Genomic DNA, 22,764 nt, shown 5'->3' with positions numbered 1-22,764 from the left:
AGAAGCGCTCAGCTTCCCTGGCCGCGCCACCGCGCAAGCACGTTTTCCAGAATAATCGGGTTCAGCAACTGCTCGAACGCGCAGCCGACCAGCCCGTCTTCCCACCAGATGACTCGCGCGGGCAGGGCTTCCATTCCGGGCAGCGTCAGCCAGCAGTACGTGCCGGGGTGGATGCGGCTGATCGCCGTGGCCGAGAAGCCGGAAAGCGAGAGATCGCGCACGGCCGTCTGGAAACCCTTGGTGCCCGATGCCCGGAAACCGGCCGGAATCGAGATTCGCAGGCGAATCGCGCTGCGGTCTTCCTGGGCAGCGAGTTCGTAGATGTCTTGCGGGGATTTTGTCGTCATTGTCCCGAGACCCGTACATTGGAGCGGCGTGCATGATACGCCGTCAATGGGAAGAAATCAGGAAAGAGTTACCACCGCATTAAATCATGTGGTTAAAAATCGGCGGGAATGGTCTCGCGGTGGCCGCTTTCGAAGGGTTCCGCCAGCAGCGAGACAAGCCTTTCGGCTACGGCTTCGGGCGGTTTCACCGATGCCGGCGCTTCGCCCGGATAGGCACGGGCACGCATCGCCGTGCGGGTGGCGCCGGGGTTGACGATGGCCACGCGCAGCTTCGCGATGTTGCGGCTTTCCTGCGCATAGCAATCCAGCAGAACCTCGAACGCGGCCTTGGTGGCGGCATAGGCGCCCCAGAACGCGCGGGGTGCGGTGGCAACGGTGGAGGTCATGCCGATCAGGCGCGCATCGTCGCTCTTGCGCAGCAGCGGATCGAAATTGGCGATCAGCGCCTGCGTGGCGAGGACATTCGTGGTGAGCGCCTTGTTGAAGGCGCGCTGGTCGATATCGGCCACGCTCGTCAGTTCCGGCAGGACCGCGGCATTGGCGACGAGAATGTCGAGCTTGCCCCAGCGCTGCGACACGGCGGTCGCCAGGCGGGCGATGCCGTCCGATTCGACGAGGTCGACCGGCGCGATCGTCGCCGCGCCGCCGGCCTGGTAGATCCGGTCCTCGATCGCTTCCAGCGCCTTGGTGTCGCGCCCCGTCAGCAGGACGTGTGCGCCCGCCGAAGCGAGTGCGAGCGCGGTGGCCGCACCGATCCCCCGGCTGGAGCCGGTGACGAGCGCGACCTGACCTTCGAACGGCTTGCCGCCAATACTTTCGCTCACGCTGCGTTGAGCTCCCCGGAAAAGCGCTCGGCGAAGTCCGTCAGCTTGGTGGGATATTCGCCCGAGAAGCAGGCATCGCAGAATTGCGGGCGCTTCTTGTTGCGCTTTTCCTCGCCGACCGCACGGTAGAGACCGTCGATCGAGACGAAGGCGAGGCTGTCGGCCTTGATGAAGTCCGCCATGGCCTGGATGTCCATGTTGGCGGCCAGCAGCTTCGAACGTTCCGGCGTGTCGACGCCGTAGAAGCACGAATGCTCGGTCGGCGGGCTGGCGATGCGCATGTGCACTTCGGCAGCGCCCGCGTCGCGCATCATCTCGACGATCTTCATCGAGGTGGTGCCGCGCACGATCGAATCGTCGATCAGGATGATGCGCTTGCCTTCGACGATGGCGCGGTTGGCATTGTGCTTGCGCTTCACGTCCGCGTGGCGGGCCGCGTCACCCGGCTGGATGAAGGTGCGGCCGACATAGTGCGAGCGGATGATGCCGAGCTCGAAGGGAATGCCCGATTGCTGGGCATAACCGATGGCGGCAGGCACGCCGCTGTCGGGAACCGGGATCACCACATCGGCGGCGGCCGGCGCTTCCTTGGCCAGTTCCATGCCGATCTGCTTGCGCACCTGGTAGACCGAGCGGCCGTCCATCACCGAATCGGGTCGGCTGAAGTAGACGTGCTCGAAAATGCAGGGGCGCGGGGCCGGATTGCCGAAGGGGCGGTGGCTGGAGATCGTGCCCTTGTGATCGACCTGGACCAGTTCGCCCGGCTCGATCGAGCGGATGAATTCGGCGCCGATCACGTCGAAGGCCACGGTTTCCGAGGCGAACACGGTGGCGTCACCGATGCGGCCCATGACCAGCGGGCGGATGCCCAGCGGATCGCGGCAGGCGATCATGCCCTCTGCCGTCATGCAGATGAGCGAATAGGCGCCTTCCACCATGCGCAGCGCGTCTACGAACCGGTCGAGCAGCGTGGGATAGCGGCTGGTGGCGACGAGGTGGATGATCACCTCGGTGTCGGAGGTCGACTGGAAGATCGAGCCTTTCGACACGAGATCGCGCTTCAGCGTCATCGCGTTGGAAATGTTGCCGTTATGGGCGATCGCGAAACCGCCTGCGGCCAGATCGGCGAAGAGCGGCTGCACGTTGCGCAGCCCGGATCCGCCGGTCGTGGCATAGCGGACATGGCCGGAAGCCATGGTGCCGGGCAGGGTATCCAGCTCGCGCTGGGAGAACACCTGCGCCACGTGGCCGAGGCCGCGGTGGGAGTGGAACTCCTCGCCGCTGAAGCTGGTAATGCCCACGGCCTCCTGGCCGCGGTGCTGCAAGGAGTGAAGCCCGGCCGCGGCGATGTTCGCCGCGTCCTTGGAGCCGATTACGCCGAAAACGCCGCACTCTTCGCGCAGCTTGTCCCCGTCGGCGTCTCGAAAGGGATGTGTCATGTTCATGGATGTCGTCCGGGCTGCTGGCGCGCCAAAATCGCCCGCGCATTTGGAGCGTGTTGCCCGTAAATGCAAGGGGGTCGAACGCCTCCGGTTCGGCAAGGGCGTCTGCGCCAGCTTCGTGACGGCATAATGACAGCCCCGATCCACGGGAACCGGCGCCTCTCAGAAGCATTGTGATCGACCGTTGGGGCTCTCTGGACTTTTGCCTGCGCGTTCAGCACCGCGTCACCTCGGGCAGGCGATCAGCTTGCCAGTCTTCCTACTTCTGCTTAATGCCGGGCCATCTGCCCGATCACAGACGGACCCGTCGCTTGATCCTATCCCCTTTCGAATGGACCATCGCCAAGCGCTACATGCTGCCCGGAAAGGGCGAGCGCTTCATTGCCCTGGTTGCCGGCATCAGCCTGGTGGCCGTGATGCTGGGCGTCGCCGCGCTGGTCATCGTCATGAGCGTCATGAACGGCTTCCGCGCGGAACTGTTCGACAAGATCGTGGGGCTGAACGGCCATGCGATCATCCAGGCCTATGGCGGCCGGCTGGACGACTGGCAAGGCGTGCTGAAGGATGTCCGCGCGACTCCGGGCGTGGTCAAGGCCTCGCCGCTGATCGAACAGCCGCTGGTGACCACCTTCAACGGCCGCGTCGAAGGCGTGCTGGTGCGGGGCAACACCAATGAGGATATCGCGCGCCTGCGCGAGAAGGTGCAGGCGGGCAATCTCGGAGAACTGGTTCCCGGCAGCGACAACGTAGCGATCGGATCGCAGCTCGCGCAGAATCTCGGCGCGCAAGTCGGCGATACGATCACCGTGATGAACCCGCTCGGTCGCTCGACGCCGTTCGGCACCGTCCCGCGCCAGATCGCCTATCGCGTCGCTGCCATCTTCGAGATCGGCATCTACGATTACGACAAGGCCTATGTCGTGATGCCGATGAAGGACGCACAGACGCTGATGCTCACGGGCGACACCATCGGCATGATCGAGGTGACGACTACCAACCCGGACCGCGTGGGCGAGATCATCGCGCCGCTCGAACGGCAGTTGAAGGGCCGCGCCATCGTCACCGACTGGAAGACCATCAACGCCTCCCTGTTCGAGGCGCTGGCGGTGGAGCGCGTGGCGATGTTCGTCGTGCTCTCGATCATCGTGCTGGTGGCCGTGTTCAACATCCTGTCCTCGCTGATCATGCTGGTGCGCGCCAAGACGCGCGACATCGCGATCCTGCGGACGATGGGAGCGACCCGGCGTTCGCTGCTCAAGGTTTTCGTGACGACCGGCTTCTGCATCGGCGTGCTGGGAACGCTGGCGGGGGTGCTGCTGGGCATCGTGTTCCTCTACTTCCGCCAACCCATCGTTCATTTCGTGGAGATCGTGACCGGCCAGAACCTCTGGGATCCCTCGATCCGGTTCCTGACCGAGCTGCCTTCGCGCCCGGACCCCGTGGAAATCGCGGTGATCTGCGTGATGGCCCTGATCTTCAGCTTTCTCGCCACGCTCTATCCCGCCTTCAAGGCGGCGAGCACCGATCCCGTGCAGGTGCTGCGCTATGAATGACACTGTCCATGCTTCCGCCAATGGAGCGGTCGTCCGCCTAGACAAGCTGACGCGCAGCTTCGAGCAGGGCGGCGTGACCATCGATGTCCTGCGCGGCGTGGACCTCGACGTTCGCCCCGGAGAGATCGTTGCCCTGCTCGGGCCTTCGGGTTCGGGCAAGTCGACCATGCTCCAGGCCATCGGCCTTCTCGAAGGCGGTTTCGGCGGGCGAATCGAGATCGCTGGCATCGATGCGTCGAAGCTCGGCAAGGACCGCCGCGCGGCGGTTCGGCGCGATCATATCGGCTTCGTCTACCAGTTCCACCACCTCCTGCCGGACTTCAACGCGATCGAGAATGTGGTCCTGCCGCAGCTCATCACCGGCAAGCCGCGCGAGGAGTGCGAGGAGCGGGCGCGCGAATTGCTGAGCGCGCTGGGGTTGGGGCAGCGCCTCGAACACCGGCCGAGCAAGCTCTCGGGCGGCGAGCAGCAGCGCGTCGCCGTGGCCCGTGCCCTGGCCAACAAGCCGCGCCTCGTGCTGGCCGATGAACCGACCGGCAATCTCGACGAGACCACCGCCGACACTGTGTTCGCGCAGTTCCTCGAACTGGTGCGCGGACAGGGCAGCGCGGCGCTTGTGGCTACCCACAACGAGCGGCTGGCTGCAGCCATGGACCGGGTGGTAAGACTCCACGAAGGGGTGCTGGCCTGACCCGGCCGGGATAAAGCTCAGGGAACATTGCGCGATTCCTGCGCGTTTCATGGGCCGAGGCAAGACGCGCGAAAGGAGCAACATATGAGCGACTTTCCCACCACCATCCAAGGCATTCCGGCTGGCGACAGCCCCGGATGGAACGACGGTGCGGAACTGCACAAGGCCACTGATGGCAGTGGTCTGTTCAACGTATTCAAGGCGATACGCCGAGATACGGTGGCCAATCTGATTCGCTACGTGATGCACCTCCCAGAGGCGGATCAGGTGAATTATTCCGTTCAGAAGGACGGTGACAGGCTGCTGGAAATCGGGGACATACGCCGTCTTTATCGAAGGACGGACTTCCCCCATGGCGTCACCAGCTGATCTCCGAACGATTGCGGATTTCGAAGTGGCCTTGCCCGGCGGTGAGACGGTAAGTCTCGCCGACAGGCTCGGCCAAGTGTTGCTCGTGGTCAACACGGCCAGCAAGTGCGGTTTCACGCCGCAATATGCCGGACTGGAAGCGCTCTGGCAGAAATATCGGGACCGCGGCTTCGAGGTCATCGCCTTCCCGTGCAATCAGTTCGGCGGGCAGGAACCGGGCTCGGCCGAGGACATCGCTTCGTTCTGCGAAGTGAACTTCGGTCTCTCGTTCCCGCTCATGGGCAAAGTGGACGTCAATGGAGACGATGCCGCGCCCATCTGGACATGGTTGAAGCGTGAAGCGCCGGGTCTGCTCGGCAGCAAGTCCGTGAAATGGAACTTCACCAAGTTCCTGATCGGCCGCGACGGCAAGGTCGTGCGTCGCTACGCTCCCACCGATAAGCCGGAGAGCCTGGAAAAGGACATCGAGGCGCTGCTCTGAGCGAGCAGCGCCTTCTTTCGTCCTGCCATCCGGCTCAATAGTAGAAGGCGTTGTAGATCACATCGACCACGCGGCGCGTGGTGCGGTTCACCAGCAGCAGGTCGGGGCCGTAGCGCACCCAGTAATAGCCCGGGGGCGGCGGGCCGACGCCGACCATCGAATAGTCCTGGAACAGATAGGCCGAGGACAGGAAGATGGCCGGCAGGACCATCCGCACCGTCCATCGCCGGTAGCTGTAGCCTCGCGGATAGCGGTACGGCGGCGCGCGCATCGGGCGGAACGTGCTCGGCCTTCCTGCGCCCGGACGATGGGGCTGAGAGACGACGGGCGGACGCGGATAGCCCGGTTGGCCGGGGCGGTTGCCGCTGCCCGGCTGGCCCGGGCGATAGTTGCTGCCCGGCTGTCCCGGGCGGTAGTTGCCACCCGGCTGCCCTGGGCGATTGCCATTGCCGGGCTGGCCGGGGCGATGGTCTCCACCGGGTTGCCCCGGTCGATTGCCGCCGCCCGGTTGTCCCGGCCGATTGTCGTTGCCGCCACCGGGCCGACTCGGTTGTGTCTGGTTGCCGCCGGGGCGGGTAGGCTGCGGTTGCGGGCGGCTTCCTCCCGCGCCGGGCTGGCCGGGGCCGGAGGGGCGATTCGAACCACCCGACGGTGGCCGCGCGCCCTGGCCCTGCGATCCGCCGGGACGATTCTGCTGTGCCATGGCTGCGAACTCCAGAGGCAGCAGGCCTTCCGGTGCGAGCAGCAGGGGAACGAAAGCGAGATAGGCGAACTTCATTCACACGTCTCCAGAACGGCCGATCCGGCATAAGACGAAAACGCCGAAAACGGCGTGGGTTGTGCATGAATCAATAGTTCTTGAAGACACCGGGTCGGGACTTCCGGCAAGGACAGGAACGGGCCGAACATGACGCGATTCCGCCCGACTTTCAAGGCGCTCCGACAGCAGCAAGGCCTGTACCCGCTCGTCGGAATCCAGCCATCCGGCGCGAGACCGGACCGTTTCGGAGCCATCGCGATCCCTTTCCCCCGGCTTATCCCCAGACGCGCCTTGATCGGGGCATAGGGCAATGCCTAAATTCCCCGGATGGCCCATGCATCCTTCGTACCTCTGCGCATCTTCTCAAGTTTCACGATGCTGGACGGCGCGATCGATCCCAAGGCCGCGGCGAAGCTGGCCAAGGAACGCAAGTTTCCGGCCGCCGCCATCTGCGACCGTAACGGTCTCTACGGTGCCCCCACTTACGCGCAGGCCTGCAAGGGAGCCGGCGTCCAGCCCATCGTCGGCACTTTCCTCGCCGTCGCGCGGCCGGGGGTGGTGGCACAGGGACAGGACCTGCCGATCGACTGGCTCGCGCTTTTCGCCCAGAGCGAGGCCGGCTGGCTGAACTTGTGCGATCTCGTCAGCCGCGCGCACCTGGAGCGTCCACTGGAGCTCGACCCGCATGTCACGCTGGAATCGCTGCGCGGCCACACCGATGGCCTGATCTGCCTGACCGGAGGCAGCGAGGGCGCGCTGACCCGGCTCTATGCGGCGGGCAAGTTCGAAGCCGCGGAAAGCTATTGCGACAGCCTGCAAGCCCTGTTCGGCGACCGGCTCTATATCGAGATCACCCGCACCGGCGAGCAAGTCGAGGACGAGAGCGAGGAAGACCTGATCGCGCTGGCCTATGCGCGCGATATTCCCCTCGTCGGCACTAACCCCGCGCAATATGCCGAAGCGCAGTTCCACGCCGCGCACGATGCCATGCTCTGCATCGCCAATTCCACGCAAGTCGACGCGCCGGAGCGTCCCCGGTCCTCGTCCGAACGCTGGGTCAAGCCCGCGGAGACGATGCAGGAGCTGTTCGCGGACCTGCCCGAGGCGCTGGCCAATACGCTCGTCGTCGCGCAGCGCTGCGCCTACATGCCGCCGCGCCGCAAGCCGCTGCTGCCCAGCCTTGCCGGCGACCTTGAGGGCGAGGCGCGGATGCTGGCGGACAATTCCCGCGCCGGCCTTGCCAGCCGTCTCGCGCCCTATTGGCCGGACGTTACCGAGGAAGAACTCGATGCCGCCATGGCCCTTCAGGGCGAAGAGCGCGAAGCCGCCTATCGCGAACTGGCCGAGCGCGGCGTCACCGAGGATTTCCTAGACTATGCCAAGCGCCTCGATTTCGAGGTGCAGATCATCGTCGGCATGGGCTTCCCCGGCTACTTCCTGATCGTTGCCGACTTCATCAAGTGGGCCAAGGACAACGACATTCCGGTGGGGCCGGGCCGTGGTTCGGGCGCGGGTTCGCTGGTCGCCTGGGCGCTGACCGTCACTGACCTCGATCCCCTGAAGCTGGGCCTGCTGTTCGAACGCTTCCTGAACCCGGAACGCGTCTCGATGCCGGACTTCGACATCGACTTCTGCGAAACCCGCCGCGGCGAGGTGATCCGCTACGTCCAGCGCAAGTACGGGCACGATCACGTCGCCCAGATCATCACTTTCGGCAAGATGAAGGCCCGCGCCGTGCTGCGCGACTGCGGCCGCATCCTGCAGATGGGTTACGGCCGCGTCGACAGTCTCTGCAAGATGGTGCCGAACCATCCGACCGACCCGTGGACGCTCACCGATGCGCTGCATGGCCGCAAGCAGCATGGCGTCACCAAGGATCCGCCGGTCGCGGAATTCCGCCGCGAATACGATGTCGACCGCGAGGTGAAGCGCCTGGTCGACCTGGCGGTCCAGCTGGAGGGTCTGCCGCGCAACTCGTCGACTCACGCGGCGGGCGTCGTCATCGGTGACCGTCCGCTGGCGCAACTGGTGCCGCTCTACCGCGACCCGCGCTCGGACATGCCGGTGACGCAGTTCGACATGAAGTCGGTGGAGGATACCGGCCTCGTCAAGTTCGACTTCCTCGGCCTGAAGACGCTTTCGGTGCTGAAGAAGGCCTGCGACCTGCTGGAACGGCGCGGCATCACGATCAACCTCTCGACGCTCGCCTGGGACGATGCGGCCGTTTACGAACTGCTGAAGCGCGGCGACACCGTGGGCGTGTTCCAGCTGGAATCGGAAGGTATGCGCCGCACGCTGGCGGCCGTGAAGCCCACCAATTTCGGCGACATCATTGCGCTCGTCTCGCTCTACCGTCCCGGCCCGATGGACAACATCCCGCTGTTCGGCAGGCGCAAGAACGGGCTCGAATCGATCGAGTATCCGCACGACAAGCTGGCCGGTATCCTGGGCGAGACTTACGGGATCTTCGTCTATCAGGAACAGGTCATGCAGGCCGCGCAGATCCTGGCAGGTTATTCGCTCGGCGATGCCGACCTTCTGCGTCGCGCCATGGGCAAGAAGGTCCAGGCGGAGATGGACAAGCAGCGCCAGCGCTTCGTCGATGGCTGCAAGGAGGTTTCCGGGATCGAGGCGGGCAAGGCCAACGAACTGTTCGACTTGATCGACAAGTTCGCCGGCTACGGCTTCAACAAGTCGCACGCCGCCGCCTACGCGCTGCTCGCCTATCACACCGCCTGGTTCAAGGCGCATTACCCGCACGAATTCTACGCCGCCTCGATGTGCTTCGACATGCACCAGTCGGAAAAGCTCGCGATCTTCGTCGATGACGCCCGGCGCAACGGCATTCAGCTCGCAGCGCCCGACATCAACATGTCGGAAGCCGAATTCTGCGTGGAGGAAACGCCGGACAGCCACGCGGTGCGCTATGCCCTCGCGGGTATTCGCAATGTCGGCGAGAAGGCGATGGACGCCATCGTCGCCGAGCGCGAAGCGAACGGCAAGTTCGTCAGCCTCGACGACGTGTTCAGGCGGGCCCCTGCCGGCTCGATGAATCGCCGCCAGCTCGAAAGCCTGGCCGCTGCCGGTGCTTTCGACGCCCTGGAGCCGAATCGCGCCAAAGTCCTGGCCAATGCCGATACCCTGCTGGCGGAAGCGGATCGCTCCTCGCGAGAGCGGAACAGCGCCCAGCATGGCCTGTTCGGCGGGGACGATCATGTCGAGCAGGGCTTGCGCTTCGTGGATGCGGACCCTTGGAACCGCATGGACCAGATGGCCAAGGAGCGGGAGACTTTCGGCTTCTACTTTGCCGCTCATCCGGTGGAGCAGTTCCGCGCCGTGGCCTCGGCCAACGGGGCGCGGACCTATTCCAGCCTCATGAACGGCGGCGGGGCAGGGCGCACGGATGCGGTCATGGCGGCCATGGTCGAGAACGTGCAGAAACGGAAGACGCGCCGCGGCAAGGACTTCGTCATGGCCGACTTCTCGGACCAGTCGGGCAATTTCTCTGCCTCCTGCTTCGAGGAAAGCCTGGTCGAGAACTTCGTCAGATGGTCGAAAGAGGGCGCATGCGTGCTGCTCAACGTCGAACTCGACAGCCCCAGCCCGGACGAACCGCCGCGTGTGACGGTGCGGGGCGCGCGGCCGCTCAACGAAGTGAAGGCGGGGGCCCGCATGCTGCTCACGCTCGACATAGACCGGATGGAAGCCGTGCAGGAACTGGCGATGCTCATGCGGCCGGGAGCGCCGGGCTGCGGTGAAGTGGTGGCAGTGCTGGATCTGGGCGAGGGGCGCCGGCAGAAAGTCCGGCTGGGACGGGATTTCGCGCTCGACGGTGAGTTCGCCGAGCACCTTGCCAGTGTGGCAGGGATCTCCAACGTGTCGCTGATCGCACGAAGGGGGCCGGAAGGCCTTCGCCGCGCGGCCTGACCGCATACCCCCTCGATCCGTCCGTCTGCCGCGCGGCCGGTCGCGGCAGCTTGCTATCAGGGGCAAACTGCACCTACCTTTTGCCTTGGCGGGCCTTCCTCCACGGGGGCAGCCGCAGGAAGAGGGGAGGCACCCGATGCTTGGGGCGATGCAGGAATGGGACCTTCGCGTGACGGGGCTGCTCGATCACGCCGCGCGCGAGCACGGCACGCGCGAGATCGTCACGCACTGGGTCGACGGCAGCGAAACCCGAACGGACTGGGCCGGCATCAGGCACGATGCCCTGAAGATGGTGCAGGCGCTGCGGCGGCTGGACATCTATCCCGGAGACCGCGTGGCGACGCTGGCGATGAACCACGGGCGGCACCTGGCGGCCTGGTTCGGGGTAACCGGCGCGGGCTGTGTGCTCCACACCCTCAACCCTCGGCTCTTCGAGGACCAACTCGCCTGGATCGTCAACGACGCATCCGACCGCGTCCTGATCTACGACGCGGCGTTCCAGCCCCTCGTCGAACGCCTGCTGCCGCGCTGCCCCTCCATCGCCCATGCCATCTGCTTCGATTCGGCGGCATGCGGGCCCTGTTTCGATGACTGGATCGGGCTGGAGGACGGCCGGGCGCTCTGGACGCCGGGAGCCGAGCGCGATGCCTGCATGCTGTGCTATACCAGCGGTACGACCGGGCATCCCAAGGGGGTGCTCTATTCCCACCGCTCCAACGTGCTTCACACCCTGGCGATCATTGCACCGTCCTGCCTGGCCCTGGAGCCGCGATCCTGCGTCCTGCCGGTGGTGCCGATGTTTCATGCGAACGATTGGGGGCTGCCCTGGGCCTGCGCCGCGGTCGGCGCGAAGATGGTCTGGTGCCAGACCAGCGAGGCTGAGACGCTCTGCGATCTCCTGCGAAACGAAGCGGTTACCCATGTGGCCGGGGTACCGACCGTCTGGTTCTCGATGTTCGCGCACCTCGACAGCACGGGAAGGGACATGCCGCCTATCCGCCAGGCCCTTTCGGGCGGCGCCGCCGTACCGCCGAGCGTGGTCGAGCGGCTGATGCGTGCCGGCGTGCGCGTGGTCCAGGCTTGGGGCATGACGGAAACCTCGCCGATCGCAACGGTCACTTACGAACCGGCCGGATGGGACGATATGACCTTCGAGGAGCAGGTCCTGGTCAAGAGCTTCCAGGGCCGCCCGCTCTACGGCAGCGAAGTCCGCATCGTCCCTCTCGCCGGAGAGGAGAAGGCAGGCGGCGAGGCAGACGGCATCGAGGTCGGGGGCATCGGAGCGGAGGGCAGGGCATCGTCCGGCGCCCTGCAAGTGCGCGGTGCCTGGACCGTACGCCGCTATTTCGGTGCCGAGGAGGACTGCGTAGACAGCGATCAGTGGTTCGATACTGGCGACGTGGCTGCGATCCAGCCCGACGGCGCCTTGCGGATCACGGATCGCACCAAAGATCTCATAAAATCCGGCGGCGAGTGGATCAGTTCGGTCGAACTCGAAAATGCCGCCGTGGCGCATCCCGATGTCATGGAAGCGGCGGCCATCGGCATTTCGCATCCGAAATGGGACGAGCGGCCGCTGCTGGTCGTCATCCGCAGACCGGAAAGCGCGATCGACGAGCGCCAGCTATTGGCATTCCTGGCGGGCCGAGTGGCCAGGTGGTGGTTGCCGGACGCGATCGAATTCGTGTCCGACATACCCCACACCGGCAGCGGGAAGATCAGCAAGAAAGACCTGCGCGAACGTTTCCGGGGTTATCGCCTGCCGGATTGACCCTTCAGCAGGGCCGCTCAGTTACCGTCGTTCTTCTGGACGTTGTCGGCAGCGTTCTCTGCCGCGTTGCCGACCTTGTTCGCGGCCGAGCCTACATTGTTGGCCGCTTCGGTGATGGCATCGTCCTTGGCGGTTTCGCTCTGCGTGCCCTTGCTGAAGAGGTAGATGCCGCCGACAACCGCGATCAGCAGGATCAGCGCCATCACGATGCCCGTCGCTCCTCCCGATGATCCGCGTTCGCGGATGATCGTCGTGGTGGTGGTCGGAGCTTCGGGCGCGCGTTCGGTCGTTACGGTTTCATCGGCCATGACAGCCTCCTGTCCATTTTTATCGTTGGGCAGGGAACGCGCGAGGATGGTTTTCGGTTGCGGAGCGCCTCAGACGGTCACGCGCACCTGGCTCGCTTCACCGACGCGGACATGGACCTGGTAATAGTACTTGCCGGAGGGCCTGCCGTCGGAGGAAAAGTTGATCCGCACCTGCTGGGCAACCCCGCGCACCACGATCCGGCGCTTCTGAAGCCGCTTGCGGACCTGGTCGAGATCGACCGTGCCGATGAAGGCCTGCATAGCCGCAGGCGTCATGGCCACGGTCAGGCAATTGCGGTCGCGGTAGTCGTCTTCGGAGTTGAGGTAGAACAGTCCGTTCTGCTGCCCGACTTCGACGACGGGCATTTCGAACATGCCGGCCACCCCGGCTTTTTCGCCGAGATAGGAGGCATACGTTACCGCCTCGATAGCGGAAAGGCATCCCCGGGCGCAGGAAAGCGCGCGGAAGGCCGGCGGTGCGGCTGCGATGCGAGTTGTCTCGACAGGGTTGGCGGGGGCAGAGGCAGAGGCAGGCGGAGCGGCTGGGGTGGAAGCCGCCGGCGCGACAGTGGCGGCCAAAAGAGCGAGAGTTGCCAGCAACATGGAATCAGCCTCCACCTGTATTTCGAAACGAAGGCTATAGCAGCGAAAGTTGACCGTCCAGCGACGGCCGGCGGAAGGCCGTGCTGTCCAGCAGGATCGCCGGTTTCGAGAATCCCATGCGGGTCATCGCCACCTTGAATCGCCTGCGGAACAGATCGGCCCAGACGCCGGTGGGGCGCATGCGGGTGAAGAAATCCGGATCGTTGTCGCGGCCGCCGCGCAGAGATTGGATCGTGGCCATGACTTTGCCCGCCCGATCCGGAAAATGCACATCCAGCCATTCGCGGAACAGGGGCGCCACTTCATGGGGCAGGCGGACCATGATCCATGTCGCGCGGTCGATACCCTTATCCTTCGCGGCATGAAGGATATCTTCGAGAAACTGATCGGTAATCGAAGGAATGACCGGCGCAATCGAAACGTGGGCGGGCACGCCCGCATCCGCCAGACGCCCCAGCGCGGCGATGCGCTTGGCAGGCGCAGCCGCTCGCGGTTCCAGCAGGCGGGAAAGCTTCGGATCCATGCTCGTCACCGATATGCCCACTTCCACCAGCTTCAGCTTGGCCAGTTCCGCGATCAGGTCGAGATCCTGCAGAACCCGATCCGATTTGGTGGTGATCGTTACCGGATGCCGCGTTTCCAGGCAGACTTCGAGCACATTGCGGGTGATCCGATAGCGGCTTTCGATCGGCTGGTAGGGGTCGGTATTGGTGCCTATGGCAATGGGAGCGGGCCGATAGCCGGGCTTCGCCAGGGTCTGGCGCAGCAACCGTGCCGCATCCGGCTTGGCGAAGAGCTTCGTTTCGAAATCGAGGCCGGGCGAAAGGTCGTGATAGGCGTGGGTCGGCCGCGCGAAGCAGTAGATGCAGCCATGCTCGCATCCCCGGTAAGCGTTGATCGAGCGGTCGAAAGGGATGTCCGGAGACTTGTTGAACGACAGGATCGAGCGAGGATGCTCCTCGGTAACTGTCGTGGCCGGGTGCCGCGCCGGACCGTCGATCTCTTCCGCGGCATCCATCCAGTCCCCGTCGCTCTCCCGCTGCGGCAGGTTGAAACGCCGACTGGCCTGGCCGCTGACGGCACCTCTTCCCTTTTGGATTGGCCCAGGAACTCGCATGCGATTCGTATGAACAAAAAGAGAACAAAATGCAAGCCAAAGCCGTTCGGTTGATATTGCTCCGGCCAGCCCCTAGGCAGGCCCGACAAGCAAAGGAAATCCGATGGCAGGCGCAGCGCGCAGGATAGGGGCCGAGACATCCGCGACGCGAGCGCGCATCGTCACGGCGACCGTGGAATTGATCCGGGACGAAGGCTATGCCGCCGCCAGCACGCGCCGCGTGGCTGCACGCGCAGGGCTCAAGCCGTCGCTGGTGCACTATTATTTCCCCACCACGGACGATCTGCTTCTGGAAGTGTGCCGCCAGGGCGCGGCAGACAGCGACCAGATGATCGAGGAGGCTTTGGCCTCCGCCGATCCTGTCCGGGCGCTCTGGGGGTTCTTCGTGGATACCAGCCGCACGGCCATGTCCGTCGAATTCATGGCCCTGGCCAACCATCGCCCGGCCGTGCGCGAAAAGATGGCCGAGCACAGCATCGCCATGCGCCGCCGCCAGGTCGAGATCCTGGAGCGCCTGCTGGGCGATCGGCTGAAGGCCGTGGAGGGCTTCGACCCGGCCGGGCTCACCGTGATCCTTGCCGGTATCGGCCGTTGCATCGTGATGGAGGAAGGGCTGGGCGCCGAGATGGGCCACGAACAGGCGCGCCGCATCGTCGAATCCTGGCTCGATCGCCTGCAGGGCGCGGGCTGACTTTCGCAAGGGCGATCCATCGCCGCGACGCGCTCGCGCCGATTTGAACAGGCGTTCAGGCCGTGATATTGGAACTCTCGTGAGCCGCTGATTCAGCGGGCCCAATATGACGGGAGAATTCCAGGATGTCGGTCGAGACCCAGACCAGGCTGAAGGCCGAAGAGATCAAGCCGAAGATCGGCAGCCGCGTGCTCAACAGCAGGGAAGACCTGCTCGCCGGAACCGTGGCCACCGAAATCCGTGAGCTGCTGGAGGCGCGCGGCGTGCTCGTGTTCCCGCAAGTGAATTTCACGGACGAGGAGCAGGTCGCCTTCACCAAGACGCTCGGCACGTTCGCGCCTGAGCGGAAGGGCGGCGAGGAGGTGATTTCCAAGATCACCCTCGACGCCAAGGAAAACCCGATGAGCGCCGAGTATCTGAAGGGCTCGCTCTATTGGCACATCGACGGCACCCGCAACGATGTACCCATCCTGGCCTCGCTGCTGTCCTGCCGCGTGCCCAGCCCCCGCGGCACGGGCAACACCGGCTTCGCGAACACTTACGCCGCTTTCGAGGAACTGCCGGCGGACAAGCAGGCCGAATACGAGCAGTACCGCATGATCCACGGCCCCTGGGCCAGCCTCTTCTATTACGAGCCCGAGCCTAGCCTCGCCAAGTTGCAGGGCTATGCGCAGATCGGTGAGCAGGAACTGCCGCTCGTCTGGAAGCACAAGTCTGGCCGCAAGAGCCTGGTGATCGGCTGCACTTCGGCGCAAGTGGTGGGCAAGTCCGCGCTCGAGAGCGCGATGATCATCCATGGTCTGCGCGAATGGGCGACGGGGCCGAAGTTCACTTATAGCCACGAGTGGGAAGTGGGCGATCTCGTCATGTGGGACAACACCGGCACCATGCACCGGGCCGAGGCCTATGACCCCACTTGCGGCCGCATGATGCATCGCACCAAGCTCGAAGGCGAAGAACCCTTCGAATAAGGCGCGCTCCATTAGGCAGGGTGCCGCCGCCCGGGACAAGAAAAAACCCTCCACCTGCGAAGGCGGAGGGTTTTTTGTACCCCAGGTCCGAAGACCCGGGGCTTGGATGCGAAAGGCTCAGGCCCAGGCAGCCATCTTGGTTTCGAGGTTCTGCACGATGGCCTCGAAGAACTGCTCGGTGGTCATCCAGTTCTGGTCCGGACCGATCAGCAGCGCGAGGTCCTTGGTCATCTTGCCGCTTTCGACGGTTTCGATGCAGACCTGTTCCAGCGTCTCGGCGAACTTCACGACTTCCGGCGTTTCGTCGAACTTGCCGCGATAGGCGATGCCGCGCGTCCAGGCGAAGATCGAGGCGATCGGGTTGGTCGAGGTGGCCTTGCCCTGCTGGTGCTGGCGGTAGTGACGGGTCACGGTGCCGTGAGCGGCTTCCGCTTCCACGGTCTTGCCGTCGGGCGAGAGGAGGACCGAGGTCATCAGGCCGAGCGAGCCGAAGCCCTGTGCAACGGTGTCCGACTGGACGTCGCCGTCGTAGTTCTTGCAGGCCCAGACGAACTTGCCCGACCACTTGAGCGCCGAGGCGACCATGTCGTCGATCAGGCGGTGCTCGTAGGTGATGCCGGCGTCCTTGAACTTGGCGGCAAAGCCTTCGTTTTCGAAGACTTCCTGGAACAGGTCCTTGAAGCGGCCGTCATAGGCCTTGAGGATCGTGTTCTTGGTCGAAAGGTAGACCGGCCAGCCGAGGTTGAGGCCGTAGTTGAACGAAGCACGCGCGAAGTCGCGGATCGATTCGTCCAGGTTGTACATCGCCATGGCGACGCCCGGAGCCGGGAAGTCGAACACGTCGAGGTCGATCTTCTCGCCGCTCTCACCGTCCCACACCAGGCGCAGCTTGCCGGGGCCGGGGATCAGGGTGTCGGTGGCCTTGTACTGGTCGCCGAAAGCGTGACGACCGACGACGATCGGGTCGGTCCAGCCCGGAACCAGGCGGGGGACGTTCGAGATCACGATCGGCTCGCGGAAGACGACGCCGCCCAGGATGTTGCGGATCGTGCCGTTGGGCGACTTCCACATCTTCTTGAGGCTGAATTCGGTGACGCGCGCTTCGTCGGGGGTGATGGTCGCGCACTTGACGGCAACGCCATGTTCCTTGGTGGCGTTCGCGGCGTCGACGGTGATCTGGTCGTCGGTCTCGTCGCGCTTCTCGACGGACAGATCGTAATACTTGAGATCGATGTCGAGGTAGGGGAGGATCAGCCGTTCACGGATCCATTCCCAGATGATCCGCGTCATTTCATCGCCGTCCATCTCGACGATGGGATTCTTGACCTTGATTTTTGCCATTCCGGAAAACTCCCCTGGAGGTGAGAAATTGGGGGTCTCTTAGGCAGGCGGGGCACGGCTGGCAAGGCGCTGTCGGGCAGGGCACCCGCTTTGCGCGGGGGCGGAGTTGCGCGCCGCGCATTACGCGCTGGCGATCGTCCGGGGCGAACCGGACTGGCCGCTGCCGCGGCAATCCGCGTTCCGTCAAATTGTAGAAATTTGGGGAAGGTCGGCCCTAGTTCTGGCCGACTGTCCGAATGGTGGGCGTAGCAAGGATTGAACTTGCGACCCCTACGATGTCAACATAGTGCTCTACCACTGAGCTATACGCCCACACCATTCGGTCGGTCCGTTGCGGCATTGTGTGCCGCTCGGTGGAGTGGCCCTCTAACGGTGGTCCCGAGGGTTGGCAACCGGTTTTTTCAAAAAACTTCTTTGGGCCTGTCGATAGCCCTGTGGATAGTTTCGATCAGAGCCGCGCGTGCTCTGAAAGGCCGAATACGCGCTGAACTTCCATAACGATATCACGCAGATGGAAAGGCTTGGACAGGACCTTGGCGTGCGGCGCCTCACGGCTGGCGCGCAAGGACACGGCGGCGAAGCCGGTGATGAACATCACCTTGGTCATCGGAGAAACTTCGGCGCAGCGCTGCGCCAGTTCGATTCCGTCCATTTCGGGCATGACGATGTCCGAAAGCAGAAGGTCGAAGTGTTCTCTTTCCAAATAAGGCAGGGCCTCGGTGCCGCGATCGACGGCCAGCACATCATAGCCGGCGTTTTCCAGCGCGCGGGCAAGATAAGTGCGCATGGCCTGGTCGTCTTCGGCAAGCAGGATGCGGATCATCGCGTTTTCATATCCAGATTCGGGGCCAAACCACGGCCAGATTCGTCGGGTGGCGCGTCGCACGCTCTTATGCTCCAAGCCATAACCCCTGTCTGGTTAAAATTCTCGCTAGGATTACGAAGTGATCGGGATCGGGACGCTTTGACAGCGGGACTGGAAAGGGCCAGCGTAGTGGGCATGATCGATCCATTGGGCGCGAATGATTCGCAACAAGGTGCCGGAGGCCGCATTCCCGGCGCTCCCGGCATTCCCGCTTTCGTCCTATCGGCGCCCGAACCTTCGGCCATTCCCGTCCTGATCGCGGCGCCTCATGCGGGGCGGGCCTATCCTTCGTCGCTTCTCAAGGACATGCGGCAGCCGGAAACCGTCTCGATCAGGCTGGAGGATCGCCTTGTCGACCGCATCGCCAAGGGCGTGGCGCGGGCGACGGGCGCTTCGCTGCTGTTCGCCCAGGCGCCGCGCGCGATGATCGATCTCAACCGCGCGCCCGACGATGTCGACTGGGACATGTTTTCGCGCGCGTCGCGCCCTGCCGGACATCGCGGATTGCCGAGTCGGCGGGTGCGAAGCGGACTGGGGCTGATACCGCGCCGCCTTCCCGGTGTCGGAGAAATCTGGCGCGGCCGGCTCGAGGAGAGCGATCTCAGGGCTCGGATCGACGGGGTGCATGAACCTTACCATGCGGCCCTGGCGAGCGCCCTGAGCGGGCTGCGTGAGCGCTGGGGGGCGGCATTGCTGCTCGACCTCCACTCCATGCCGCCGCTGGCGGCGCGGCTTGGCTCCGAGCCTGTGCGTTTCGTGCTGGGGGACAAGTTCGGTGCCAGTTGCCACGGCAGCCTTGTGGGAGCCTGTTTCTCGCACTTTGCGCATCATGGGTGGGAGGCGTCGCACAATCGTCCCTACGCGGGCGGATATGTGCTGGAGCGACATGGGCGGCCTGCCGAGGCGATCCATGCCATGCAGCTGGAGATCGACCGTAGCTGCTACCTCGATTCGCGTCTGCTGGAGCCGGGTCCGGGCATGGAGGCGATGATAGAACTGCTGTCAGGGCTGGTACGCCAACTGGCTGCGACCGTCTGCGAGTTGGCGCAGGATTCGGGCAGGGGTATGGCGCAGGCGGCCGAATAGCCCGGGTGCCGCTCGAAACCGCGTATATCTGAGATCTGGAAAATGCCCGCAGGCGATGCGGTCTTCAGAATCGCTTGAGCCCATAAAAAACCACCTCGCGCAATGCGCGAGGTGGCCAAGGTTCAGGGAGGAGGTGCACGATGTGCACCAGCCTGACCGGGCCATGAGGGTAGCGCCGATCAGGTAGCCCTAACATAGCAAGCCTGATCGCACATTCAACCCCTAGAATGGGGTACGCAACATATGTTTTGCAAGAGCGCGTTTGGATAGCGTCGCATAATGGAGCGGAGGTGTGACAAATTTGTCATAAACCTCCGCTCCGAGCGGGTTTAGCCGCTGGTTCTCAGGCGCTCGGCAGGATCTGCGGGCCCTTGCCCTGCGAAACCTGGCGGCCGAAGATCTCGCGTACGAGGTCGAGCGAGAAGAGGTGGGCGTAGATCAGCGGCAGCATGCCGTTCTGGTTCCACTGGCGCAGAACGTCACCGCGCATTTCGCGCAGCTTGTTCTCGTCGACCATCTGGAAGCCGCGATACGTGAAGGGCTGGCCGGTGCCGATGTCGATGTTCAGCTCGCCGTCCATCAGCAGGTTGTGCTTGGCCAATTCCGCCATGAAGTTGGCGGTCTTGGTGCCGGCGATCTCGAAGTTCTCGCAGAACTTGAGCATGTTGGTGGTGGCTTCGGTCGGCTCGGTGCCGTTGAACAGGGCTTCGCCCTCGTCGCCTTCACCCACCAGGTCGCTGGTCGGGTCGATGCAGAGCGACAGTTCCTCGGCGTCGGGACGCAGGCGTGCCAGCATGAAGGGATAGCGGCGCGCGTAGGCCGGAATGTAGACCGGGGTGTTCACGGTGCCGTCTTCGTCGACGTAGACGTTCACGCCTTCGTTCATGCCCATCAGCACCAGCGGGACCGGATTTTCGCCTGCCGTGAAGATGATCGGGAAGTTGCGCTGCGCCTGCGGGAATTCCTCGACGGTCAGCGGGATCGAATTCACGCCGACGAGCCAGGTCGCCTTGTCGGTCGAGCGGGTCTTCCAGGTGGTGTGCTGCTGCGAATTGAGCGGCACGAGGTCCTTGTAGAACAGGGGCAGGGCAGGATTCTGCGGCGCGGTGGCCATTGCGATACTCTCCGCAAGACAGGGAAATTTTGAAGGCGTCGCTTTAGGGGCTGCGCGGGGCGGGCGCAAGCGCCGGCCCCGCCGGAACGGGGATATTGCGCGAGTCGGCTTTTGGCGGCGTGTTCGGCGATATTATCCTGTCAGATCAGCTTGCCGGGATTGAGCAGCCCTTGCGGGTCGAGTGCCTGTTTCACCGCGCGCAGGATGGACAGGGCCACCGGATCGCCGAGGCGCGCCAGTTCGTCGCGTTTGAGCTGGCCGATGCCGTGCTCGGCCGAGATCGAGCCGCCCCATTCGGTGACGAGGTCGTGGACGTAGCGGCTGATCGCCTTGCCCTCGCCGGCCTGCCAGGCGGGGCCGTCGGTCACGCTGGGGGCGATGACGTGGTAATGCACGTTGCCGTCTCCGAGATGTCCGAAAGCGATGGCCTCGGTGCCGGGCCATTTCGCCTCGATCATCGGGATGGTCGTTTCCACGAAGTCGGGCATCTTCTCGACCGGCACCGAAATGTCGTGCTGGACCGCCGGACCGCGGGCCCGCTCGGCGGGCGAGATCGATTCGCGCAGGAGCCACATGGCCTCAGCCTGGGCTTCGCTGGCGGACATGGCGGCGTCCTCCACCAGTTCGCCCTCGAAGGCATCGGCCATCATCGCCTCGCAGCGGTCCCGCAGGGTCGCGGCTGCCGAGCGGTCCGCCACCACTTCGATCAGGACGTGCCAAGCATGCGCGTCTGCAAGCGGCGCGCGCGCATCGGGCAAGTGGTCGAGCACGGCTTCGAGGCAGGCCTGGGGCAGCACTTCGAAGCCTTCGAGCGCCTCTCCGGCCGCCGCCTCGCAGTGGAGCAGGAGCTTTCGCGCCGCGCCCAGCGAGGGAACACCTGCCCAGATGACCACGCGTTCGGCGACGGCCGGGAGCAGGGCGAGGGTTGCGGCGGTGACCACGCCCATCGTCCCTTCGGACCCGATCAGCAATTGCTTGAGGTCGAAACCGCGGTTGTCCTTCTTGAGCGGCGTCAGCATCGAGAAGATCCGGCCATCGGCCATGACGGCTTCCAACCCCAGCACCAAGGCCCGCATCGAACCATGGCGCAGCACCTGGGTGCCGCCGGCATTGGTCGAGATCAGCCCGCCGACCGTGGCGGAGCCTTTGCCGCCGAGCGAGAGGGGAAAGCGCAAGTCCTGCGCTTCGGCAGCTTCGTGAAGCGTCTGGAGAACGACCCCCGCCTCGCAGGTTACTTGCCGGGCCTCGGCATCGAGCGCGCGAATCGCGTTCATCCGGCGCAGCGACAGGAGCAGCGCCGAACCGCTGGCGTCCGGGGTCGCGCCACCGGACATGCCGCTGTTGCCGCCCTGCGGTACGATCGGCACGCCGTGCTTCGAGCAGAGCCGCAGAAGCGCGGAGACTTCCTCCGCATCAGCCGGCGAGGCGAGCGCCACGGCCGCGCCGGTGTAACGGCCGCGCCAGTCGGTCAGCCAGGGCGTGACGAGTTCCGCATCGGTGGTGAATCCACGCGGACCGAGCAGGTCGGCGGCTTCGGCGAGAAAGCTGTCGGTATGGGTCATGGGGGCGATATGGCACAGGCGCGAACAGGTTTCACCAGCACTCTTCGCAAGATAGGCAGCACTCTTCGCGGGATAGGAAGGCGGTTGGCGTTGCGCCAAGTTAAGCGCTGGTTCAAGCTCCTGCGCTATGGCGACGGTTAAAGCGCGCCCGGGGACCGTTCCTTTTCATGAATCTCGCTTCCGTCCTGCTCTATCCGTTTGCGCTGCTGCTTCCCGCAGTCGGCCTGGGCGGAGGTGGGCGCGCGAAGCACGAAGATCGTCCAGAAACCCCCGCTGCCACGGCCGCGCCGGCTGAGCAGGGCTACGTCTGGCCGGAAGAACTGCCCGATTCGCCCAGCGCATGGCGCTTCGCCGCCGAGGCTTTCGAGCATGTCGAGCCGGACAGTGCCTGGCAGGTGCGAATCGAGCAGCGCATGACCATCCGAATCAGCCCGCGCGCGCAGATGCCCGCTCCGCCGGAGATGCTCATGGGCATGCCGGGGCGCGAGGACGATCGGCCGCGTTATTCGGAACGCAAGATCGGCAAGTGCCTGCCGATGTCCGGGATTGCCGGGGTCCAGCCCGACGGTCAGAGCCGCCTGCTGCTGTTCATGCGCGATCGCCGCGTGGTCGGCGCGGACCTGGAGCGCGGGTGCCGGGCAGGCGCATTCTACTCGGGTTTCCTGCTTTCCCGCACGTCCGACGGCCAGCTTTGCATCGATCGCGACGAGTTGCTTTCGCGCAGCGGCACGACCTGCAAGCTGTCACGCATCCGTCAGCTTGTGGTGGCGCGATAGGCTGTCACGGAACACGCGCGGGGCGACAGATGCGTTTCGCGCGGCTTTTGCGAAGGCGAATCTTGCGGCCTGAAGCGGGCAGGGCGTGGATTTCCTTGACTTCTGCGGTATTTCCCGCCTAGGCGGCGCGCAGGTGTACGATTGGCATGCGCGTGAATCATATGA

Annotated in this window: 21 protein-coding genes and 1 tRNA gene; 10 read left to right on the top strand and 12 right to left on the bottom strand. The window is 64.6% G+C overall.

What is annotated here, in order from left to right:
- Window positions 1–8: 8 nt before the first annotated feature.
- The 3 genes from AC1VV3_RS05880 to purF form a co-directional block, all read right to left on the bottom strand.
- Window positions 9–347, bottom strand: a complete 339-nt coding sequence (locus tag AC1VV3_RS05880; protein ID WP_132263750.1) for a PilZ domain-containing protein — start codon at window positions 345–347, stop codon at window positions 9–11.
- A gap of 92 nt (window positions 348–439) precedes the next feature.
- Complete coding sequence (locus AC1VV3_RS05875; protein WP_134095351.1) at window positions 440–1,171, bottom strand: SDR family NAD(P)-dependent oxidoreductase; 732 nt, start codon at window positions 1,169–1,171, stop codon at window positions 440–442.
- Complete coding sequence (purF, locus tag AC1VV3_RS05870; RefSeq protein WP_132263746.1) at window positions 1,168–2,616, bottom strand: amidophosphoribosyltransferase; 1,449 nt, start codon at window positions 2,614–2,616, stop codon at window positions 1,168–1,170. Before purF ends, AC1VV3_RS05875 begins: the two co-directional genes overlap by 4 nt.
- Before the next feature lie 308 nt (window positions 2,617–2,924).
- On the opposite strand from purF, the gene AC1VV3_RS05865 reads away from it, so the two are divergent.
- From AC1VV3_RS05865 to AC1VV3_RS05850, 4 genes are all read left to right on the top strand, one after another.
- Window positions 2,925–4,166: a lipoprotein-releasing ABC transporter permease subunit gene (locus tag AC1VV3_RS05865; protein WP_431566701.1), complete on the top strand. Its 1,242-nt coding sequence runs from the start codon at window positions 2,925–2,927 to the stop codon at window positions 4,164–4,166.
- Window positions 4,159–4,857: an ABC transporter ATP-binding protein gene (locus AC1VV3_RS05860; protein WP_134095353.1), complete on the top strand. Its 699-nt coding sequence runs from the start codon at window positions 4,159–4,161 to the stop codon at window positions 4,855–4,857. Before AC1VV3_RS05865 ends, AC1VV3_RS05860 begins: the two co-directional genes overlap by 8 nt.
- A gap of 84 nt (window positions 4,858–4,941) precedes the next feature.
- Window positions 4,942–5,226, top strand: a complete 285-nt coding sequence (locus AC1VV3_RS05855; RefSeq protein WP_132263740.1) for a hypothetical protein — start codon at window positions 4,942–4,944, stop codon at window positions 5,224–5,226.
- On the top strand, window positions 5,210–5,707 hold the full coding sequence (locus AC1VV3_RS05850) for a glutathione peroxidase (RefSeq protein ID WP_134095354.1): 498 nt from the start codon (window positions 5,210–5,212) through the stop codon (window positions 5,705–5,707). The genes AC1VV3_RS05855 and AC1VV3_RS05850 overlap by 17 nt, the downstream gene beginning before the upstream one ends.
- Before the next feature lie 34 nt (window positions 5,708–5,741).
- On the opposite strand, the gene AC1VV3_RS05845 is transcribed toward AC1VV3_RS05850, so the two are convergent.
- Window positions 5,742–6,485 (bottom strand): RcnB family protein, encoded by a 744-nt coding sequence (locus tag AC1VV3_RS05845; RefSeq protein WP_431566702.1) that lies wholly within the window; start codon window positions 6,483–6,485, stop codon window positions 5,742–5,744.
- 309 nt (window positions 6,486–6,794) lie between these two features.
- On the opposite strand from AC1VV3_RS05845, the gene dnaE reads away from it, so the two are divergent.
- Entirely contained in the window at window positions 6,795–10,394 is a 3,600-nt protein-coding gene (dnaE, locus tag AC1VV3_RS05840) for a DNA polymerase III subunit alpha (RefSeq protein ID WP_431566703.1), read from the top strand.
- A gap of 136 nt (window positions 10,395–10,530) precedes the next feature.
- Entirely contained in the window at window positions 10,531–12,165 is a 1,635-nt protein-coding gene (locus AC1VV3_RS05835; RefSeq protein WP_431566704.1) for a long-chain fatty acid--CoA ligase, read from the top strand.
- A gap of 17 nt (window positions 12,166–12,182) precedes the next feature.
- Here AC1VV3_RS05835 and AC1VV3_RS05830 read toward each other — a convergent pair whose 3' ends face one another.
- The 3 genes from AC1VV3_RS05830 to AC1VV3_RS05820 all read right to left on the bottom strand — a co-directional run bounded on the left by AC1VV3_RS05830 (window position 12,183) and on the right by AC1VV3_RS05820 (window position 14,193).
- Window positions 12,183–12,473, bottom strand: a complete 291-nt coding sequence (locus AC1VV3_RS05830; RefSeq protein WP_132263733.1) for a hypothetical protein — start codon at window positions 12,471–12,473, stop codon at window positions 12,183–12,185.
- Between the two features lie 69 nt (window positions 12,474–12,542).
- Complete coding sequence (locus AC1VV3_RS05825) at window positions 12,543–13,076, bottom strand: hypothetical protein (protein ID WP_482962032.1); 534 nt, start codon at window positions 13,074–13,076, stop codon at window positions 12,543–12,545.
- Window positions 13,077–13,110: 34 nt separating this feature from the next.
- Window positions 13,111–14,193 (bottom strand): PA0069 family radical SAM protein, encoded by a 1,083-nt coding sequence (locus AC1VV3_RS05820; protein ID WP_431566705.1) that lies wholly within the window; start codon window positions 14,191–14,193, stop codon window positions 13,111–13,113.
- Between the two features lie 103 nt (window positions 14,194–14,296).
- Here AC1VV3_RS05820 and AC1VV3_RS05815 point away from each other — a divergent pair, with 103 nt between their 5' ends.
- Entirely contained in the window at window positions 14,297–14,884 is a 588-nt protein-coding gene (locus AC1VV3_RS05815; protein ID WP_134095359.1) for a TetR/AcrR family transcriptional regulator, read from the top strand.
- 125 nt (window positions 14,885–15,009) lie between these two features.
- Window positions 15,010–15,855 carry a TauD/TfdA dioxygenase family protein gene (locus tag AC1VV3_RS05810; RefSeq protein ID WP_431566706.1) on the top strand — a complete coding sequence of 282 codons (846 nt, stop codon included), beginning with the start codon at window positions 15,010–15,012 and terminating at the stop codon, window positions 15,853–15,855.
- Window positions 15,856–15,972: 117 nt separating this feature from the next.
- On the opposite strand, the gene AC1VV3_RS05805 is transcribed toward AC1VV3_RS05810, so the two are convergent.
- The 3 genes from AC1VV3_RS05805 to cpdR all read right to left on the bottom strand — a co-directional run bounded on the left by AC1VV3_RS05805 (window position 15,973) and on the right by cpdR (window position 18,019).
- Window positions 15,973–17,196 (bottom strand): NADP-dependent isocitrate dehydrogenase, encoded by a 1,224-nt coding sequence (locus tag AC1VV3_RS05805; protein ID WP_431566707.1) that lies wholly within the window; start codon window positions 17,194–17,196, stop codon window positions 15,973–15,975.
- A gap of 237 nt (window positions 17,197–17,433) precedes the next feature.
- Window positions 17,434–17,508, bottom strand: a tRNA-Val gene (locus tag AC1VV3_RS05800).
- A 136-nt stretch (window positions 17,509–17,644) separates the two neighbouring features.
- Window positions 17,645–18,019, bottom strand: a complete 375-nt coding sequence (gene cpdR / locus AC1VV3_RS05795) for a cell cycle two-component system response regulator CpdR (protein ID WP_134095451.1) — start codon at window positions 18,017–18,019, stop codon at window positions 17,645–17,647.
- A gap of 177 nt (window positions 18,020–18,196) precedes the next feature.
- On the opposite strand from cpdR, the gene AC1VV3_RS05790 reads away from it, so the two are divergent.
- A complete protein-coding gene (locus AC1VV3_RS05790; protein ID WP_431566708.1) occupies window positions 18,197–19,147 on the top strand; it encodes an N-formylglutamate amidohydrolase in 951 nt (316 codons plus the stop codon).
- 343 nt (window positions 19,148–19,490) lie between these two features.
- Here the strand turns inward: AC1VV3_RS05790 and AC1VV3_RS05785 are convergent, their stop codons facing one another.
- Both AC1VV3_RS05785 and AC1VV3_RS05780 read right to left on the bottom strand, forming a co-directional pair.
- Window positions 19,491–20,261, bottom strand: coding sequence for a SapC family protein (locus AC1VV3_RS05785; RefSeq protein ID WP_132263719.1), 771 nt, complete (start codon window positions 20,259–20,261; stop codon window positions 19,491–19,493).
- 140 nt (window positions 20,262–20,401) lie between these two features.
- Window positions 20,402–21,823, bottom strand: coding sequence for an FAD-binding oxidoreductase (locus tag AC1VV3_RS05780; RefSeq protein ID WP_482962031.1), 1,422 nt, complete (start codon window positions 21,821–21,823; stop codon window positions 20,402–20,404).
- Between the two features lie 167 nt (window positions 21,824–21,990).
- Between AC1VV3_RS05780 and AC1VV3_RS05775 the strand changes: the two genes are divergently transcribed.
- A complete protein-coding gene (locus AC1VV3_RS05775; RefSeq protein WP_132263716.1) occupies window positions 21,991–22,599 on the top strand; it encodes a hypothetical protein in 609 nt (202 codons plus the stop codon).
- The last annotated feature ends 165 nt before the right edge of the window (window positions 22,600–22,764 follow it).

The sequence above is a fragment of the Novosphingobium sp. BL-S-34 genome, from assembly GCF_056857015.1.
Note: the sequence above shows the minus strand (reverse complement) of the source record. Positions and strands in the feature narration are given on the sequence as shown.

What these genes read in the sequence shown, in the direction of transcription:
- AC1VV3_RS05855 (WP_132263740.1), top strand. Translation starts at nt 4,942, where the DNA reads ATGAGCGACTTTCCCACCACCATCCAAGGCATTCCGGCTGGCGACAGC.
- AC1VV3_RS05830 (WP_132263733.1), bottom strand. Translation starts at nt 12,473, where the DNA reads ATGGCCGATGAAACCGTAACGACCGAACGCGCGCCCGAAGCTCCGACC.
- AC1VV3_RS05845 (WP_431566702.1), bottom strand. Translation starts at nt 6,485, where the DNA reads ATGAAGTTCGCCTATCTCGCTTTCGTTCCCCTGCTGCTCGCACCGGAA.
- AC1VV3_RS05775 (WP_132263716.1), top strand. Translation starts at nt 21,991, where the DNA reads ATGAATCTCGCTTCCGTCCTGCTCTATCCGTTTGCGCTGCTGCTTCCC.
- AC1VV3_RS05790 (WP_431566708.1), top strand. Translation starts at nt 18,197, where the DNA reads ATGATCGATCCATTGGGCGCGAATGATTCGCAACAAGGTGCCGGAGGC.
- dnaE (WP_431566703.1), top strand. Translation starts at nt 6,795, where the DNA reads ATGGCCCATGCATCCTTCGTACCTCTGCGCATCTTCTCAAGTTTCACG.
- AC1VV3_RS05810 (WP_431566706.1), top strand. Translation starts at nt 15,010, where the DNA reads ATGTCGGTCGAGACCCAGACCAGGCTGAAGGCCGAAGAGATCAAGCCG.
- AC1VV3_RS05805 (WP_431566707.1), bottom strand. Translation starts at nt 17,196, where the DNA reads ATGGCAAAAATCAAGGTCAAGAATCCCATCGTCGAGATGGACGGCGAT.
- AC1VV3_RS05825 (WP_482962032.1), bottom strand. Translation starts at nt 13,076, where the DNA reads ATGTTGCTGGCAACTCTCGCTCTTTTGGCCGCCACTGTCGCGCCGGCG.
- AC1VV3_RS05820 (WP_431566705.1), bottom strand. Translation starts at nt 14,193, where the DNA reads ATGCGAGTTCCTGGGCCAATCCAAAAGGGAAGAGGTGCCGTCAGCGGC.
- AC1VV3_RS05850 (WP_134095354.1), top strand. Translation starts at nt 5,210, where the DNA reads ATGGCGTCACCAGCTGATCTCCGAACGATTGCGGATTTCGAAGTGGCC.
- AC1VV3_RS05835 (WP_431566704.1), top strand. Translation starts at nt 10,531, where the DNA reads ATGCTTGGGGCGATGCAGGAATGGGACCTTCGCGTGACGGGGCTGCTC.
- AC1VV3_RS05880 (WP_132263750.1), bottom strand. Translation starts at nt 347, where the DNA reads ATGACGACAAAATCCCCGCAAGACATCTACGAACTCGCTGCCCAGGAA.
- purF (WP_132263746.1), bottom strand. Translation starts at nt 2,616, where the DNA reads ATGAACATGACACATCCCTTTCGAGACGCCGACGGGGACAAGCTGCGC.
- AC1VV3_RS05860 (WP_134095353.1), top strand. Translation starts at nt 4,159, where the DNA reads ATGAATGACACTGTCCATGCTTCCGCCAATGGAGCGGTCGTCCGCCTA.
- AC1VV3_RS05815 (WP_134095359.1), top strand. Translation starts at nt 14,297, where the DNA reads ATGGCAGGCGCAGCGCGCAGGATAGGGGCCGAGACATCCGCGACGCGA.
- AC1VV3_RS05785 (WP_132263719.1), bottom strand. Translation starts at nt 20,261, where the DNA reads ATGGCCACCGCGCCGCAGAATCCTGCCCTGCCCCTGTTCTACAAGGAC.
- cpdR (WP_134095451.1), bottom strand. Translation starts at nt 18,019, where the DNA reads ATGATCCGCATCCTGCTTGCCGAAGACGACCAGGCCATGCGCACTTAT.
- AC1VV3_RS05780 (WP_482962031.1), bottom strand. Translation starts at nt 21,823, where the DNA reads ATGACCCATACCGACAGCTTTCTCGCCGAAGCCGCCGACCTGCTCGGT.